At 53.2% G+C, this 15,666-nt stretch carries 17 protein-coding genes, 2 tRNA genes and 4 pseudogenes; 13 read left to right on the top strand and 10 right to left on the bottom strand.

What is annotated here, in order from left to right; all coding sequences use genetic code 11:
- Positions 1–59: 59 nt before the first annotated feature.
- From mnmA to H3L94_RS01200, 4 genes and pseudogenes are all read right to left on the bottom strand, one after another.
- Positions 60–1,154, bottom strand: coding sequence for a tRNA 2-thiouridine(34) synthase MnmA (mnmA, locus tag H3L94_RS01190; RefSeq protein ID WP_182122336.1), 1,095 nt, complete (start codon positions 1,152–1,154; stop codon positions 60–62).
- A gap of 97 nt (positions 1,155–1,251) precedes the next feature.
- Positions 1,252–1,447 (bottom strand): annotated as a pseudogene (locus tag H3L94_RS12935) (ATP-dependent exonuclease).
- A 23-nt stretch (positions 1,448–1,470) separates the two neighbouring features.
- On the bottom strand, positions 1,471–1,929 hold the full coding sequence (dtd, locus tag H3L94_RS01195) for a D-aminoacyl-tRNA deacylase (RefSeq protein WP_182122337.1): 459 nt from the start codon (positions 1,927–1,929) through the stop codon (positions 1,471–1,473).
- Positions 1,930–2,043: 114 nt separating this feature from the next.
- Positions 2,044–2,832, bottom strand: a complete 789-nt coding sequence (locus tag H3L94_RS01200; protein WP_040660445.1) for an inositol monophosphatase family protein — start codon at positions 2,830–2,832, stop codon at positions 2,044–2,046.
- A 66-nt stretch (positions 2,833–2,898) separates the two neighbouring features.
- On the opposite strand from H3L94_RS01200, the gene H3L94_RS01205 reads away from it, so the two are divergent.
- The 12 genes from H3L94_RS01205 to H3L94_RS01260 all read left to right on the top strand — a co-directional run bounded on the left by H3L94_RS01205 (position 2,899) and on the right by H3L94_RS01260 (position 12,071).
- A complete protein-coding gene (locus tag H3L94_RS01205) occupies positions 2,899–3,618 on the top strand; it encodes a 16S rRNA (uracil(1498)-N(3))-methyltransferase (protein WP_182122338.1) in 720 nt (239 codons plus the stop codon).
- Between the two features lie 215 nt (positions 3,619–3,833).
- Entirely contained in the window at positions 3,834–4,697 is an 864-nt protein-coding gene (locus tag H3L94_RS01210) for a ParB/RepB/Spo0J family partition protein (protein WP_182122339.1), read from the top strand.
- 167 nt (positions 4,698–4,864) lie between these two features.
- The gene (locus H3L94_RS01215; RefSeq protein WP_182122340.1) at positions 4,865–5,218 is read left to right on the top strand and encodes an ATP synthase subunit I; all 354 of its coding nucleotides are present in this window, start codon (positions 4,865–4,867) and stop codon (positions 5,216–5,218) included.
- A complete protein-coding gene (gene atpB / locus H3L94_RS01220; protein WP_009119793.1) occupies positions 5,208–6,077 on the top strand; it encodes a F0F1 ATP synthase subunit A in 870 nt (289 codons plus the stop codon). Before H3L94_RS01215 ends, atpB begins: the two co-directional genes overlap by 11 nt.
- A gap of 49 nt (positions 6,078–6,126) precedes the next feature.
- A complete protein-coding gene (gene atpE / locus H3L94_RS01225) occupies positions 6,127–6,363 on the top strand; it encodes a F0F1 ATP synthase subunit C (RefSeq protein WP_009119792.1) in 237 nt (78 codons plus the stop codon).
- Positions 6,364–6,420: 57 nt separating this feature from the next.
- The gene (locus tag H3L94_RS01230) at positions 6,421–6,891 is read left to right on the top strand and encodes a F0F1 ATP synthase subunit B (protein ID WP_009119791.1); all 471 of its coding nucleotides are present in this window, start codon (positions 6,421–6,423) and stop codon (positions 6,889–6,891) included.
- Between the two features lie 3 nt (positions 6,892–6,894).
- Positions 6,895–7,440, top strand: coding sequence for a F0F1 ATP synthase subunit delta (locus H3L94_RS01235; protein WP_182122341.1), 546 nt, complete (start codon positions 6,895–6,897; stop codon positions 7,438–7,440).
- 10 nt (positions 7,441–7,450) lie between these two features.
- The gene (gene atpA, locus H3L94_RS01240; RefSeq protein ID WP_009119789.1) at positions 7,451–8,998 is read left to right on the top strand and encodes a F0F1 ATP synthase subunit alpha; all 1,548 of its coding nucleotides are present in this window, start codon (positions 7,451–7,453) and stop codon (positions 8,996–8,998) included.
- A 23-nt stretch (positions 8,999–9,021) separates the two neighbouring features.
- On the top strand, positions 9,022–9,897 hold the full coding sequence (atpG, locus tag H3L94_RS01245; RefSeq protein ID WP_182122342.1) for a F0F1 ATP synthase subunit gamma: 876 nt from the start codon (positions 9,022–9,024) through the stop codon (positions 9,895–9,897).
- 36 nt (positions 9,898–9,933) lie between these two features.
- Entirely contained in the window at positions 9,934–11,331 is a 1,398-nt protein-coding gene (gene atpD / locus H3L94_RS01250) for a F0F1 ATP synthase subunit beta (RefSeq protein ID WP_009119787.1), read from the top strand.
- A 10-nt stretch (positions 11,332–11,341) separates the two neighbouring features.
- Positions 11,342–11,767, top strand: a complete 426-nt coding sequence (locus H3L94_RS01255; protein WP_009119786.1) for a F0F1 ATP synthase subunit epsilon — start codon at positions 11,342–11,344, stop codon at positions 11,765–11,767.
- 228 nt (positions 11,768–11,995) lie between these two features.
- A tRNA-Lys gene (locus H3L94_RS01260) sits at positions 11,996–12,071 on the top strand.
- A 168-nt stretch (positions 12,072–12,239) separates the two neighbouring features.
- Here the strand turns inward: H3L94_RS01260 and H3L94_RS11870 are convergent.
- The 5 genes and pseudogenes from H3L94_RS11870 to H3L94_RS12770 all read right to left on the bottom strand — a co-directional run bounded on the left by H3L94_RS11870 (position 12,240) and on the right by H3L94_RS12770 (position 14,389).
- A pseudogene (locus tag H3L94_RS11870) lies at positions 12,240–12,436 on the bottom strand (ATP-dependent exonuclease).
- Between the two features lie 26 nt (positions 12,437–12,462).
- A pseudogene (locus H3L94_RS13125) lies at positions 12,463–12,552 on the bottom strand (integrase); the annotation flags it as partial.
- A gap of 198 nt (positions 12,553–12,750) precedes the next feature.
- Positions 12,751–12,826, bottom strand: a tRNA-Phe gene (locus tag H3L94_RS01265).
- Positions 12,827–13,102: 276 nt separating this feature from the next.
- Positions 13,103–14,065 carry a signal peptide peptidase SppA gene (sppA, locus tag H3L94_RS01270; protein ID WP_182122343.1) on the bottom strand — a complete coding sequence of 321 codons (963 nt, stop codon included), beginning with the start codon at positions 14,063–14,065 and terminating at the stop codon, positions 13,103–13,105.
- A 99-nt stretch (positions 14,066–14,164) separates the two neighbouring features.
- The gene (locus H3L94_RS12770; protein ID WP_280525472.1) at positions 14,165–14,389 is read right to left on the bottom strand and encodes an HAD hydrolase-like protein; all 225 of its coding nucleotides are present in this window, start codon (positions 14,387–14,389) and stop codon (positions 14,165–14,167) included.
- Here H3L94_RS12770 and H3L94_RS01280 point away from each other — a divergent pair.
- Positions 14,372–15,144 (top strand): annotated as a pseudogene (locus H3L94_RS01280) (IS5 family transposase). The gene H3L94_RS12770 and the pseudogene H3L94_RS01280 overlap by 18 nt on opposite strands.
- A gap of 8 nt (positions 15,145–15,152) precedes the next feature.
- On the opposite strand, the gene H3L94_RS01285 reads toward H3L94_RS01280, so the two are convergent.
- Positions 15,153–15,644, bottom strand: a complete 492-nt coding sequence (locus H3L94_RS01285) for an HAD hydrolase-like protein (protein ID WP_244958791.1) — start codon at positions 15,642–15,644, stop codon at positions 15,153–15,155.
- Between the last annotated feature and the right edge of the window lie 22 nt (positions 15,645–15,666).

Raw genomic sequence — 15,666 nt, forward strand, 5'->3', positions numbered from 1 at the left:
GTGTGCGGGCTACCTGAAAGGCTTTCAGGTAGCCTGTGTTGATTGGGGGTGTCTGCGGCTTACAAACGGATGATGTCTTGGTCGGTGGCGGTGATGACGCCGCCGCCCAGGCAGAGGTCGCCGTCGTAGAGCACGGCAGACTGGCCGGGGGTAACCGCCCATTGCGCTTGGTCGAAATGCAGTTCGGCTTCGCCGTTGCCGGTGTAAACCAGTTCGCAATCGGTGTCGGCCATGCGGTAGCGGGTTTTGCAGCGGTAGCGCCCGGCCGGCGGCGGTTCGGGCAGGGTGAAGCTGAGGTCGTTCATGCTCAGGCGGCGCGAAAACAGCAGGGGGTGGTCGTGGCCCTGTACCACGATCAGGCGGTTTTGCCCCAAGTCTTTGCCGCAGACAAACCACGGCTCGCCTTGGCCGCCGATGCCCAAGCCTTTGCGCTGGCCGATGGTGTAATACATCAGCCCCATGTGTTGGCCGACGGTTTTGCCTTCGGGGGTGACCATGTCGCCGGGGTTGGTGGGCAGGTATTGTTGCAGGAATTCGCGGAAGGGGCGTTCGCCGATGAAGCAGATGCCGGTGCTGTCTTTTTTGGCGGCGGTGGGCAGTTTGGCTTCGGCGGCGAGACGGCGAACTTCGGGTTTTTCCAAGTCGCCTAGCGGAAAAATGGCGCGTTCGAGCTGATGCGGCCGCAGGCGGTAGAGGAAGTAGCTTTGGTCTTTGTTGTTGTCGCGGCCTTTGAGCAGGCAGTGCAGGCCGTTGCGCTCTTCTTTACGGGCGTAGTGGCCGGTGGCGATGACGTCGGCGCCTTGGGCGATGGCGTATTCCAGAAAGCATTTGAATTTGATCTCGGCATTGCACAGCACGTCGGGGTTGGGCGTGCGGCCGGCCTGATATTCGCGCAGGAAGTAGGCGAAGACGTTGTCTTTGTATTCGGCGGCGAAGTTGACGATGTCGATGTCGATGCCCAAGAGGTCGGCCACGGCAATGGCGTCGAGCGAATCCTGTTTGATGCTGCAGTATTCGTCGTTGTCGTCGTCTTCCCAGTTTTGCATGAAGATGCCGCGCACGTGATGACCCGCCTGTTTGAGCAGATAGGCGGTAACGGAAGAATCGACGCCGCCGGAGAGGCCGACGATGATGTTCTGTTTCAAAGTGTGCATGGGCGTGGCTTCTGTAAAGAAGGCAGATTGTGCCACAGTGCGGCACGGGTTGCCGATTTTGTTTAGAGTGGGCTACCTGAAAATGCGGAGAGCGCTTTCAGGTAGCCTGAGACCGTTGCAAAACCCTCAGATGTGGATGCAGTTCAAGGCGTAGCAGCACAGCGAGTGTGAACGCCAGGAATCCCCGTGGGACAGACATATCATATAGATAGGCAAGCGAGCGAGCCGTACCCATAGGGCATAAACGCACAACGCAGAAATGCGCCGCAGATGGGGTTTTGCAAAGGTCTCAGCCTGGGCGGCAGAGTGGGGTAGGTCAAAACTGTTTTTGCGAATCCAGCAATATGGTGACCGGGCCGTCGTTGCACAGACTCACCAGCATGTGGGTGCGGAAGCGGCCTTCAGCCACGGTGAGGCCGTGGGCGCGGAGCAGATCGGCGGTGCGGCGGTAGAGGGCTTCGGCCTGTTCGGGTTTGGCCGCTTCGGTGAAGGAGGGGCGGCGGCCGTTGCGGGCGTCGCCGTAGAGGGTGAATTGGGAAACCAGCAACACGCTGCCGCCGGTGTCTTTTACCGACAGGTTGAGCTTGCCGTCGCCGTCTTCGAAAATGCGCAGGCCGGCGGTTTTGTCGGCAATGTAGCGGGCGTCGGTTTCGGTGTCGCTGTGGGTGACGCCGAGCAGCACGCACAGGCCGTGTTCGATTTGGCTGAAGGGGTGGTCGGCCTCGGTTGCGGCAGCCACATGGGCACGGCTGACTTTTTGAATCACGGCTCGCATGGTTTCAGGTAGCCTTTAATCTAATCAAGAGTGAAATAGGGGAAAGGAAGCAGGCAGCCGGATGGCTGGTTTTCCGGATAAACCGCAATGGAGAGGCTACCTGAAAAGGGAAGATTATTGGTTGGCGCGTATCCATTTCAGCCAGCGTTCGAACAGGGCGGGCTGCAGACCGGCGATGACCGAGCGTTTGAAAACGTGTTCGCCGCTCCAGAAGGCGTCGCCTTCAAGGGTGGCCAGCTGGCCGCCGGCTTCTTCGTAAATTAGGGCGCCGGCGGCGTAGTCCCACAGTTTTTGGCCGCCGTGCACGTAAACGTCGTAGCGGCCGGCGGCCAGGTAGCACCAGTCTAGGGTGCTGCAGCCCATGCTGCGCTGGGAGCCGCAGGGAGCCAGGGTTTGCATGCGGCTGGAGAGTTTGCCGGAGCGCAAATATTTCACTTCGACGCCGGCGATGGCGTCGCTGAGGTTTTTCGGCACGCTGCGCAAGGGCAGCCGTTGGCCGTTGAGAAAAGCGCCGCCGTTGCGGGTGGCGTAAAACATTTCTTGGGTAACGGGCTGGTAGATAACGCCGGCTTGCGGCAGGCCGGCGCGGATATAAGCCACGGAGAGGGCGAAGTGCGGCAGACCGTTGATGAAGTTGTTGGTACCGTCTATCGGATCGACCACCCACAGGCCGTGTTCGGAGTGTTGCCACAATTCGAGCTGTTCGGGCGTTTCCATTTCTTCGCCCAGCATCGGGCAGTTGATGATCTGCGGCAGGCGGGCGGCAAACATGGCTTGTGCGCCTAAGTCCGCTTCGGTCAGCTGCGAGCCGTCGCTTTTTTTGCTGACGGCCGCCTGCAGGAAACGGGGCATCACTTCGGTTTGGGCCACTTCGCGGACCAAGGCCATCAGATCGGGTAACAAATTCTTTCCTTTTGTGCGGATTTTCTGATAAAACGCGATAGTAACCATTTTTTACCTAAATACCAAATGCCGCGTTTTTATGTGCCGCAAGCGTTTGCTGCCGGCGAAACTGTGATGCTGCCCGAGAATGTGTGCCGTCATGTGCAGGTGTTGCGCCTGCGGGCGGGCGATGAGGTGGAGTTGTTCGACGGCCGCGGCGTGTGCGCCCGTGCGGTGTTGGCCGACATCGGCCGCAAACAGGTTGCGGCAACCGTGCTGGCGGTATCGGCGCAGTCGCGCGAATCGCCTTTGGAAGTGGTGCTGGTGCAGGCGGTGTCGGCCGCCGAGCGCATGGACTTTACGCTGCAGAAAAGCACCGAGTTGGGCGTCAGCCGTATTGTGCCGGTGCTGACGGAGCGCGCCACGGTGCGCTTGCAGGGCGAGCGGGCAGAGAAAAAGGTGCAGCGTTGGCAGGAGATTGTGGTTGCCGCTTGCGAGCAGTGCGGGCGTAATCAGGTGCCGGAAGTGGCCCCGCTGGGCAGTTTGGCGCAGGCTTTCGCTGCGCTGCCTGAAGAAGGGCTTCGTCTGCTGATGAGCCCGCATCGGGCCGGCCGCTTGGCCGATTTGCCGCCGCAAAGGCGGGTTGTGCTGTTGGTGGGACCCGAGGGCGGTTTGAGCGAGAAAGAAGAAGAGCTGGCCTTGCAGCACGGTTTTCAGGCGGTGTTGCTGGGGCGGCGCATCCTGCGTACGGAGACGGCCTCGTTGGCGGCGTTGGCGGCGATGCAGACTTTGTGGGGCGATTTTTAACGGTGGTCAACAGGCTACCTGAAAGGAGTCGGAGGGCTTTCAGGTAGCCTGTTGCTTGGTCGTCAGCCTGCCGATTATGGGCTAAAATAGCGGCCGTTTATGGTTCGGCTCTTATCCGAAAGCGGATCCTCATGAGCGCATTGAGCAATTATTGGGAGCTGTGGTCTGCTGTTTTGCAGAGCCTGGGCTTCGGTAGTCAGACAGAAAGCAGTGATATGGCAAAACCCAAGGGCGGCCTCGGCGGCCGCGGTTTAGATTCTTTGCTGGCCGGCACGATTGAAGATGCGGCGGGCGACCGTTTGACCACGGTGGCGGTGGGCGACATTAAGCCGGGCCGTTATCAGCCGCGCTCACAAATGGACGACGAAAGCCTGCAGGAGTTGGCCGAGTCCATCCGTGCGCAGGGCATTATCCAGCCGGTGATTGTGCGCGAACACGGCTTGTCGCAGTACGAACTGATTGCGGGTGAACGGCGTTGGCGCGCCAGCCAGTTGGCCGGCTTGAGCGAAATTCCGGTGGTGGTGAAAAACATCAGCGACGAAGCCGCGCTGGCAATGGGTTTGATTGAAAACATCCAGCGCGAAAACCTGAATCCGATTGAAGAAGCGCAGGGCTTGAAACGCTTGGTGGATGAGTTCGGCTTGACTCACGAAACCGTGGCCAAGGCCGTGGGGCGCAGCCGCAGTGCGGTGTCCAACAGCCTGCGCCTGTTGGCTTTGCCGGAGCCGGTGCAGGATTTGCTCTATAGCCGTCATTTGGAAATGGGCCATGCACGGGCTTTGCTGCCGCTGCCGGTGGTGGAACAGTTGGAGTTGGCGCGGAAGGCGGTGAAAAACGGCTGGTCGGTGCGCGAAGTGGAACGCCGCAGCCAGTTGGCGCAGCAGGAGAAAAAAACGGAAAAGCCCAAAACCGTGAATCCCGATATCCGCCGTTTGAACGAAGTGCTGACTGAGGCGTTGGGGGTAAATGCGGAAGTACAAACCGGCAACAATCGCAAGGGCAAAGTGGTGTTGCATTTCGATAATCCTGAAACATTTGCCGCTCTGATGAAGCGTTTGGGTGTGGAGCTCCCGGATTAAAGGGCTTTCAGGTAGCCTGTGTGTATCTTAATAAATCGGGTTTGCGAATATATAGATAAAATAATGGTTTGGTTTTATTTTTGACAAAGCTTAACGCTTCGCCTTGACGATGGACGGCGACTTGATTATATTAGCGCGGCTCAATTTTGCCCTTTGAGGTTTGCGCAATGGCGGTAACCGTCTGTCTGCAGTTTGTGTTTATGCTGCTTGTTGCCGCTGTTGCCTGGTTTTGGGGCGGGCAGCAATTTGCTGTGTCTGCCGTGATGGGCGGCTTGGCCTATATCATTCCTACGATTTTTACGGTGCTGATTTTAAGCGTTCTTAAACCGTTTCCCCTATTGGCGGGTGTCGGTTTCTTGATTGGAGAGGGTTTAAAAATAGTACTGGCTTTGATCATTATGCTGCTGCTGTTTTATTTTTGGCATCAGCAGATTGCTTTTATTCCGTTTTTTGCGGGATTGGTTGCGGTCAGTCATTTGGTTTTTTTGATATCTTGGAAAGTGCAAAGAAATGGCAAGTGAAAATATAACCGCTGCCGACTATATCAAGCACCACCTGCAAAGCTTGACCAGTTTGTCGGACGTTACCCAAGGGCAGGGCCTGAAAAATATTGCTGATTTCTCATTTATCAATATCGACGCAATATTTTTTGCTGTGCTGCTGGGCGTGGTAGGCTCATTTGTGTTGTGGATGGGGGCTAAGCGTGCGACGGCCGGCGTGCCTGGCCGTTTCCAAGCCGCGATTGAGATTCTGTATGAGTTTGTGGATGATATGTGCAAAGGCATCATTCACAACGAGCAGTCCCGCAAAGTGGTTGCCCCTTTGGGTTTGACTTTGTTTGTGTGGATTTTCCTGATGAATGCCATGGACTTGCTGCCGGTGGATTTGCTGCCTTGGTTGTGGCAGGGCGTGACCGGTGATCATCATGCTCTCTTGCGCGTGGTGCCGACTGCCGATTTGAATACCACATTGGCCTTGGCAATCGGTGTGTTGTTGGTATGCTTATTCTACAATGTCAAAATCAAAGGCTTCGGCGGTTGGATGCACGAAATGTTTACCGCTCCGTTTGGCCCGATGTTGGCGCCGGCGAATTTTATTCTGAATATTGTCGAGTTTTTGTCTAAAACCGTGTCGCACGGTATGCGGTTGTTCGGTAATATGTATGCCGGTGAGTTGGTGTTCTTGCTGATTGCCTTGTTGGGCGGCGCTTGGGCCCTGCCTGGGGAAAGTTTCAGTTTGATGGATCCGATTATGGTGCTGTTCCATATTCTGGCTGGTGTCATCTGGGCGATTTTCCATATCTTGGTGATCACTTTGCAGGCATTTATTTTCATGGCTTTGGCTTTTGTTTACATCGGCCAAGCGCATGATGCACACTAAACTTTTTTGCTGTAATTTTCTTTAACCTTGTTTTTTTAAGGAGTTTGAAATGGGTGGTTTAATCGCTATCGCTTGTGGTTTGATCGTTGCTTTGGGCGCTTTGGGTGCCTCTATCGGTATCGCCATGGTGGGTTCTAAATATTTGGAATCTTCTGCTCGTCAACCTGAATTGATTGGCCCGCTGCAAACCAAGTTGTTCTTGATTGCTGGTTTGATTGACGCTGCCTTCCTAATCGGCGTTGCCATCGCTCTGCTGTTTGCCTTCGTTAATCCTTTCGCAGGCTAATCGCACACAAACTTTGTCAATGTTTGTTGATTAACCCTAATACGAAGGTTAAGTAAAGTGAATATTAATGCAACGTTAATCGTCCAAATCATTGTTTTCGCTATATTGGTTTGGTTTACCATGCGTTTCGTATGGCCGCCGATTGCGAAAGCGCTTGATGAGCGAGCCGGTAAAATCGCTGAAGGCTTGGCTGCTGCCGAGCGTGGCAAGAGCGATTTCGAGCAAGCTGAGAAGCGGGTTGCAGAACTCTTAGCCGAAGGTCGTAACCAAGTTACCGAAATGGTGGCTAATGCAGAAAAACGTGCAGCACAAATAGTAGAAGAGGCGAAAGTACAGGCCTCTTCGGAAGCTGCCCGTATTACCGCTCAGGCCAAAGCAGATGTTGAACAAGAAACCAATCGCGCACGGGAAGCATTGCGTGAACAGGTGGCTGCTTTAGCCGTGAAAGGTGCCGAGCAAATTTTGCGTAGCGAAGTGAATGCTGAAAAACATGCGCAAATGTTAGGCATGCTGAAACAGGAGCTGTAATTTATGGCTGAGTTCGCAACCGTAGCCAGACCTTATGCCAAGGCATTGTTTGATCTGGCTGTTGAAAAAAATCAAATCGAGTCTTGGTTGGGCGGATTGAAAGAACTGGCATGGTCGGTTCAGCAGCCTCAGGTTGCTTTGCTGATCGAGGGGGGCGATTCTGATGCGGCACAAAAAGCAAATGGCTTATTGGCGCTTTTGTCAGATAATTCGGCTACGCACGATGCCGAGTTCCAAAATTTCGTTCAGGTGGTGGCTGTTGAAAAGCGGTTGCAAGTGCTACCTGAAATTTACGCTCAATACCAAGATTTGGCTTTATCCCGCAACGATACGAAAAAAGCTATTGTATATAGTGCCTACCCCATGAGTGAAGGTCAGTTTGCTAAAGTTTTGGCCGACTGCCAAAAGCACTTCGGCAGCAATTTAGAGGCGACTTTGGAAATTGTGCCGGAATTGATCGGTGGGGTTAAAGTTGAAGTGGGTGACCAAGTATTGGATCTGTCCGTGCAGGCTAAATTGAAAAAACTGTACGCGACCATGACGAATTAGGAGAGTTTTCATGCAGATTAATCCTGCTGAGATTAGTGATTTGCTGAAAGCCAAAATCGAGAACTTAAACGCCAAACAAGAAGTCCGCACCCGAGGCAGTGTGATTTCTGTGACTGATGGTATTGTTCGCGTACACGGCTTGTCAGACGTAATGCAAGGCGAAATGCTGGAGTTTCCCGGCAACACCTTTGGTTTGGCCATGAACTTGGAGCGCGACTCAGTAGGTGCGATCGTTCTGGGTGAGTATGAGCACATCAAAGAAGGTGATGAGGTTAAGTGTACTGGTCGTATTTTGGAAGTGCCGATTGGCCGCGCTTTGATCGGTCGCGTGGTGAATGCTTTGGGACAGCCGATTGACGGCAAAGGTCCGATTGACACTCAGCAAACTGCGCCGATTGAAAAAATTGCTCCCGGTGTGATTGCCCGTCAATCTGTAGACCAACCGATGCAAACCGGCTTAAAAGCAATCGATTCAATGGTGCCAGTAGGCCGTGGTCAGCGTGAGTTGATCATTGGTGACCGGCAAACCGGTAAAACGGCAGTTGCTTTGGATGCGATTGTGAACCAAAAGGGTACGGGCGTAGTTTGTATTTACGTTGCAGTTGGCCAAAAAGCCTCTTCTATTGCGAACGTTGTCCGTAAATTGGAAGAGCATGGTGCCATGGAGCACACCATTGTCGTGGCGGCCACGGCATCGGAAGCTGCCGCCTTGCAGTTTATTGCACCTTATGCCGGCTGCACCATGGGTGAATTTTTCCGTGACCGCGGTGAAGATGCATTGATTGTCTACGACGATTTGTCCAAGCAAGCTGTTGCCTATCGTCAGATTTCTTTGTTGCTGCGTCGTCCTCCCGGTCGTGAAGCTTATCCGGGTGATGTTTTCTATTTGCATAGCCGCTTGTTGGAACGTGCTGCCCGTATCAATGCAGATGAAGTAGAAAAGCTGACCAATGGTGAAGTAAAAGGTAAAACAGGTTCTCTGACTGCTTTGCCAATCATTGAAACCCAAGCTGGTGACGTTTCTGCATTCGTTCCGACCAACGTTATTTCTATTACTGACGGTCAGATCTTCTTGGAAACTGATTTGTTTAACTCCGGTATCCGTCCTGCCATTAATGCCGGTATTTCTGTATCCCGAGTCGGCGGTGCGGCACAAACCAAAGTCATTAAAAAATTAGGTGGCGGCATTCGTTTGGCATTGGCCCAATACCGTGAATTGGCTGCGTTCTCGCAGTTTGCATCCGATTTGGACGAAGCGACGCGTAAACAATTGCAGCATGGCGAAGTGGTGACTGAGTTGATGAAGCAAAAACAATTCAACACCTTGAATACGGCTGAAATGGCGCTGACTTTGTGGGCCATTAACAACGGTTCTTATGCCGATGTGCCTGTAAGCAAAGCACTGGCTTTTGAGGCTGAATTCTTGAACTATATTCGTGTTCAGCATCCTGCTGTGCTTGATGCCGTCAATGCTTCTGGAGCATTGTCTGATGAAAATGAACAGGTCTTGACCGAAGCCATGAAAACTTTCAAAACCTCTTACAACTATACAGCGTAAGTTGTTGAAGAAAGGAGTCTGAAATGGCGGTAGGAAAAGAAATTCTGACGAAGATTCGTAGTGTTCAGAATACTCAAAAAATTACCAAAGCCATGCAGATGGTTTCAACTTCCAAAATGAGGAAGACTCAAGACCGTATGCGTTTGGCTCGGCCCTATGCAGAAAAAGTCCGCTTGGTGATGAGTCATTTGGCTCAAAGTGAAACGGAGCATAATCTGCCAATCCTAGAGAGCCGTACAGCAATAAGGCGAGCCGGTTTTATTTTGATTACGACAGATAAAGGCTTGTGCGGAGGCTTGAATGCCAATTTGCTGAAAAGGTTTTTTGCAAAAGTGCAAGAATACCAGCAGCAAGGTGTTGAGGTTGAGGCTGTTTGTTTAGGTAGCAAAGGTTTGGCTGCCTGTAACCGCGTAGGCATTAATGTCGTAGCCAGTGCAGTGAACTTGGGTGATACCCCAAAAATGGAAAAGCTTTTGGGGGCAGTTACCGAAGTTTTCCAACGTTATACCGAAGGTCAGTTGGATGTAATCCATTTGGTTTATGCGGAGTTTGTTAATACGATGAGGCAAGAACCTCATTTGGAAACTCTATTGCCGATTGGCCAGAACGTGTTGCACGAAGTATCCGAGAGCAAAGAATATGGCTGGGATTATGTTTATGAACCCAAACCGGCAGTCGTTCTCGAATATTTGGTTCGCCGTTATTTGGAGTCTGTGGTTTATCAAGCATTATGTGAAAATATGGCTTCCGAACAGGCAGCCCGTATGGTGGCGATGAAAGCCGCTACGGATAATGCCGGTAATGCAATTAAAGAGCTGCGTTTGGTTTATAACAAATCTCGTCAAGCGGCTATTACCACAGAATTGTCAGAAATTGTGGCGGGTGCAGCTGCCGTATAGGCTTGCATACTGCTCGGATTAAAATAGGATTCAATAATGAGCCAAGGTAAGATCGTACAAATTATTGGCGCAGTAGTGGATGTGGAATTTCCGCGTAATGCTATCCCGCGTGTATACGATGCTCTGAAATTGGTTGACACCGATTTAACATTAGAAGTGCAACAGCAGCTCGGCGACGGTGTGGTGCGTACCATTGCGATGGGCAGTACGGACGGCCTAAAACGCGGCTTAGCTGTACAAAATACAGGTGCCCCGATTACGGTTCCGGTTGGACAAGCAACGTTGGGCCGTATTATGGACGTATTGGGTAAGCCGGTTGATGAGGCTGGTCCAATCAATGCCGACCAAACTCGCGCCATTCACCAGCCGGCGCCCAAATTTGATGAGTTGTCCAGTACAACCGAATTGCTGGAAACCGGTATTAAGGTGATCGATTTGCTTTGTCCCTTTGCCAAGGGCGGTAAGGTTGGTCTGTTCGGTGGTGCCGGCGTAGGCAAAACCGTAAACATGATGGAATTAATCAACAACATTGCAAAAGCACACAGTGGTTTGTCTGTGTTTGCAGGTGTTGGTGAACGTACTCGTGAAGGTAATGACTTTTACCATGAGATGAAAGACTCCAACGTCTTGGACAAAGTAGCCATGGTATATGGCCAGATGAATGAGCCTCCTGGCAACCGCTTGCGTGTGGCCTTGACAGGACTTTCTATGGCTGAACATTTCCGTGATGAAAAAGACGCCAGCGGCAAAGGTCGTGATGTTTTGTTCTTTGTGGATAATATTTACCGTTATACCTTGGCAGGTACAGAAGTATCCGCATTGCTGGGCCGTATGCCTTCTGCAGTAGGTTACCAACCGACATTAGCGGAAGAAATGGGCCGCTTGCAAGAACGTATTACCTCTACTCAGACTGGTTCAATTACTTCCATTCAGGCCGTATATGTACCGGCGGACGACTTGACCGACCCCTCTCCCGCAACTACTTTTGCACACTTGGATGCGACGGTGGTATTGAGCCGTGATATCGCATCATTGGGTATCTACCCTGCAGTAGATCCTTTGGATTCCACATCACGTCAGCTGGATCCGATGGTATTGGGCCAAGAACATTACGATGTGGCCCGTGGCGTGCAATCCACACTGCAAAAATACAAAGAGTTGCGTGACATTATTGCTATTTTGGGCATGGATGAATTGTCTGATGAGGATAAGTTGACCGTAATGCGCGCTCGTAAGATTCAGCGCTTCCTGTCACAACCTTTCCATGTAGCCGAAGTATTTACTGGTTCACCTGGCAAATATGTGTCTCTGCGCGATACCATTGCTGGCTTTAAAGCTATTTTGAGCGGTGAATATGACCACTTGCCCGAACAGGCTTTCTATATGGTAGGTGGTATTGAAGAGGCTGTGGAAAAAGCCAAGACCTTAAGCTAAGGAGACGGGCATGAGTATCATGCAAGTTGAAGTGGTAAGTAACGAGCAAAACATCTATTCCGGTCAAGCTGAGTTTGCTGTGGTGCCGACTGTGAGTGGTGAGCTTGGTATTTATCCTCAGCACGTTCCAATTATGAGCTTGGTGCGTCCGGGTGTGCTGCGTTTACGCGTTCCCGGTGAGGCTGAAGAAGTGTTGGTGGCAATTTCTGGTGGCGTACTGGAAGTACAACCCAATAAAGTAACCATTCTGGCGGATGTGGCCGTACGCAGTGCGGAAATGGATCAGGCCCGTGCAGAAGAGGCGAAAAAGGCCGCCGAAGCCAAAATGGTTAATGCTGAAGATGCTGAATCTTTGGCCAAAGCACAGGCTGCATTGGCAGCTGCAATCGCGGAGTTGAAGGCTTTGGATTACTTACGTTCTCGTAAGAATCAATGATCTTTAATTCAAAAAGAAAGCAATATGGTACCCAAAATGCCATATTGCTTTCTTATTTTGTGAGTCTGGCCCCGATTAAGTTTCCTATTGCTATTTTGTTTACTGGGCACCCCAGTGTTTTTCAGACAGTAGTTATCTAAGCCGCCCCGATAGTTTTGCATTGTATTAAATTCAGATTCTCCCGATGACTTTGACAGGATTTATATATATAGATATAATCCAACATTCGGGTCGTTAGCTCAGTCGGTAGAGCAGCGGACTTTTAATCCGTTGGTCGAAGGTTCGAATCCTTCACGACCCACCAGCTTTACGAGCCTAAGCAAAATGCTTAGGCTCGTTTCTTTTTAGGCTAAAACCTTTGCAAAATATTCCTTATATTCCCTAAATTGTCGCCCGGACATTCAGAAGATATGGGGACATTTTACAAATTTCTACAGCTATTTTTCTCAACCTGTGGTGTAAACAACCCGGCTCATTTTCTACATCTAGCCTGAGACCTTTGCAAAACTTCCAGATGTGGATGCAGTTCAAGGCGTAGCAGCGCAGCGAACGTGAACGCTAGGAATCCCTATGGGACAGACATATCATACAGATAGGCAAGTGAGCGAGCAGTACCCATAGGGCATAAACGCACAACGCAGAAATGCGCCGCAGATGGGGGTTTTGCAAAGGTCTCAGCCTATCTCCACCGTGATAACGTGCAGATACAGGCCGCCGCCGTTAGTCAGTTTGTAGGGCTTCTCGGATGGCTTTGCATTCCTTATCTGGCGGTCGTTTAAGGGCATTTTTACGGTATTTTTCAGTGGTGTTTTCAGGATACCGTAAAAAATACCGTAAATTTACGGTAGATTCGATTAGACGGCGGTAGATGGTATTAGACGACAAAACGGAGGGATTTTTCTCTGAAAGCCTTGCCTGTTATGGATTTGGTAGATTTTATTAGACGGCGTTAGACAACAAAAAAGCCGCGAAATGCGGCAGTGTGGTGGCCAGAGGCGGGATCGAACCGCCGACACACGGATTTTCAATCCGTTGCTCTACCAACTGAGCTATCTGGCCTTGCTTTGAAAGAATGCAATTAAACCAGTTGGCTGTTGTTCTGTCAAGTTGGTTTGTTTGATGGAGTTTTGGGCTGATGATTTTAAAAGAAATTAATTTTTACGTATGGCGGAAATGGTTTGGGATGCCGAGGCAAAGGCTACCTGAAAATCTTTTCAGGTAGCCTTTGCAAAGGTCTCGGGCGGTATGGCTAACGAGTCTATGCTGTGGAATCTGGCGTGGAGCGCGGACTGTTGCCGGTTTGATTCCCATGGCACATCTTGGGCTGCGAGCGGGCTACCACACGCTGTCGCGGCTGATTTCCTGTACGCTTTGACGGATGCTGGCGCCGAAGTTTTTGCTGAGGGCGCGGCTCAGGCTGTCTTGCGGGGTGTAGTCCACCAGCTCGGGGGCTTTGATGATGTCGCGGGAAACGCTGTAGATGTTGCCGGTGGCGTCGATGAGGCCGGTTTTGACGGCTTCGCCGCCGGTGTAAACACGACCGCTGAAGAGATCGGGGTGTTCTGCTTCTTTCAGGCGGTTGCCGCGGCCTTCGCGTACGGCGTGAATGAATTGGCGGTGGATGTCGTCGAGCATGGCTTGCCACATGGCGGCTTGTTCGGGGGTTTCCGGGCTGAAGGGGTCACCCATGCCTTTGTGTTCGCCGGCGGTGCGATTGCGGCGTTTGATGCCGAGGTGGTCCATCAGACCGGTGAGGTCGAAGCTGCTGCCGACCACGCCGATGCTGCCGACGATGCTGGTGGGGTCGGCGTAGATTTTGTCGGCAGCGGCGGCGATGTAGTAGCAGCCGGAGGCGCAGACGTCTTCAGCCACGACATACAGCGGGATTTTCGGATGTTCGGCTTTGAGGCGGCGGATTTCCTGGTAGGCGATGTTGGACACCACGGGCGAGCCGCCGGGGCTGTTGGCGCGAATGATGACGCCTTTGACGTGCGGGTTTTTGTAGGCGGCGGCCAAGCCTTCACGCAGTTTGGCTACTTGGTCGGCCTGGCTGGTGATGACGCCGTCGAGCTGGATGACGGCGGTGTGCGGCTGTTGGCTGTGCGGGTTAAATTGGTTGACTTTGCCGAAGATGGCGACGAGGTAGAGGGCGAAGAAGGCAAGCAGTATGAGGCGGAAGACGAGCTTCCAAATGCGGGCGCGCCGCTGTTCGCGGTAGGCTTCGAGCAGTACTTTTTCCAGTGTGTCGCGTTCCCAGTTTTCGGTGCGCTTTTCGGGAGGGGAGACGGTGTATTTCACGGTGGGTTTCCTTGATGTGGGGATTGTGTGCATCAGGCTATCAGGCTACCTGAAAAGGCTTTCAGGTAGCCTGATGTTGTGGTGGGGGCGGCCGTTTGTTTAGCCATTGGGGATGTTGAGCCAGCGGAGCAGGTCTTGTATGCCGTCGAGCATGGCCTGATGGGGCACGGTTTGCAGCTGGGCGGCGGCGTGGGCGCCGGTGGCGACGGAGACGGCGTGGCAGCGGGCATTATAAGCCATATTCAAATCGTGGGTGGTGTCGCCGATCACTAGGCCGAATCGACATTCATCTGGTATCTTTGGCGGATGACCAAGACCAAGCATCTGCGGCCCCGCCGCTACGAATTAACCCAAACCCAATGGGAGCGGATCGAAGATCTGCTCCCAGGCAAGGCCGGTGACCCCGGGCGTACGGCAGCGGACAACCGCAGCTTCGTCAATGGCGTGCTGTGGGTGTTGCGCTCCGGGGCGCGCTGGAGCGATCTGCCCACGCGCTACGGAGCCTACAAGAGCGTGCACAAGCGCTTCACCCGCTGGGCGGCCAAGGGTATCTGGGAGCTGGTGTTCCAGTCCCTGATTCAGGATCGAAGCAACGAGTATCTGATGATCGACAGCAGCATTGTCCGGGCGCACGCACAGGCGGCGACCGGAAAAGGGGGGCGGCACACCCGGCTCTGGGGCGTTGCCGAGGAGGTCTGAGCACGAAGATCCACATGGCGACAGATGGCCAGGGCCGACCGGTGCGATTCATCCTCACTGGCGGCCAGCGTAACGACATCACGCAAGCCCCAGCGCTGCTGGCCGGGTTCAAGCCCAAGTACGTCTTGGCCGACAAAGGCTATGACAGCCGGCAACTGGTGGCGCTGATCCAGTCGCTCGGCGCCCAGGCGGTGATCCCGCCTCGCAGCTGCCAGCAGCCGCGTGCCTACGACAAAGCACGCTACCGGCTACGCAATCGCATCGAGCGTTGCTTTGCCAGGCTCAAGCAGTTCCGCCGCATCGCCACTCGTTTTGACCGCAAGCCCTCTCACTTCCTGGCTTTCCTCTACCTCGCATCAATTACCTTGTGGGTGGGTTGAATGTCGATTCAGCCTAGGGCGTCGGCCGGCGCTACGCCCAGTTCGTCGCAGATCGACAGCACCATTTCCGGCTGCGGCTTGGCGGCGCATTCGTCTACGGTGCGGGTGCTGAGAAAGTAGTGGGCGCTGGCGGTTTCTTGTAGGGCGAGGTCCAGTCCGCGCCGGCTTTTGCCGGTGGCCACGGCCAGCCAGTAGTGCTGCTGCAGCCTGGGCAGGGCGGCGGCGGCTTGGGCAAACAGCATGGTGGGCGGGCGGCGATGGAAATAGTGTTGGCGGTAGGCGTCAATCAGGGCTTCGGTTTGCCGGGCAGACAGGCCGGGATGCAGTCGGGCAATCGCTTCGTTTAAGCTTAAGCCGATGATTTGGCGAATGTCTTCTTCTGTCGGCTGGTTGAGGCTGTGTTCACGGAAGGCGTTTTGCACGCCCTCAACAATTTGGGCGGTGGAGTCGGCCAGTGTGCCGTCCCAATCGAAGATCAGCAGTTGGTAGGGTTTTTTCATATGGATTTTGAGAGGCTACCTG

The organism is Neisseria shayeganii, assembly GCF_014054965.1.
In the GTDB taxonomy this organism is placed as follows: Bacteria; Pseudomonadota; Gammaproteobacteria; order Burkholderiales; family Neisseriaceae; genus Eikenella; species Eikenella shayeganii.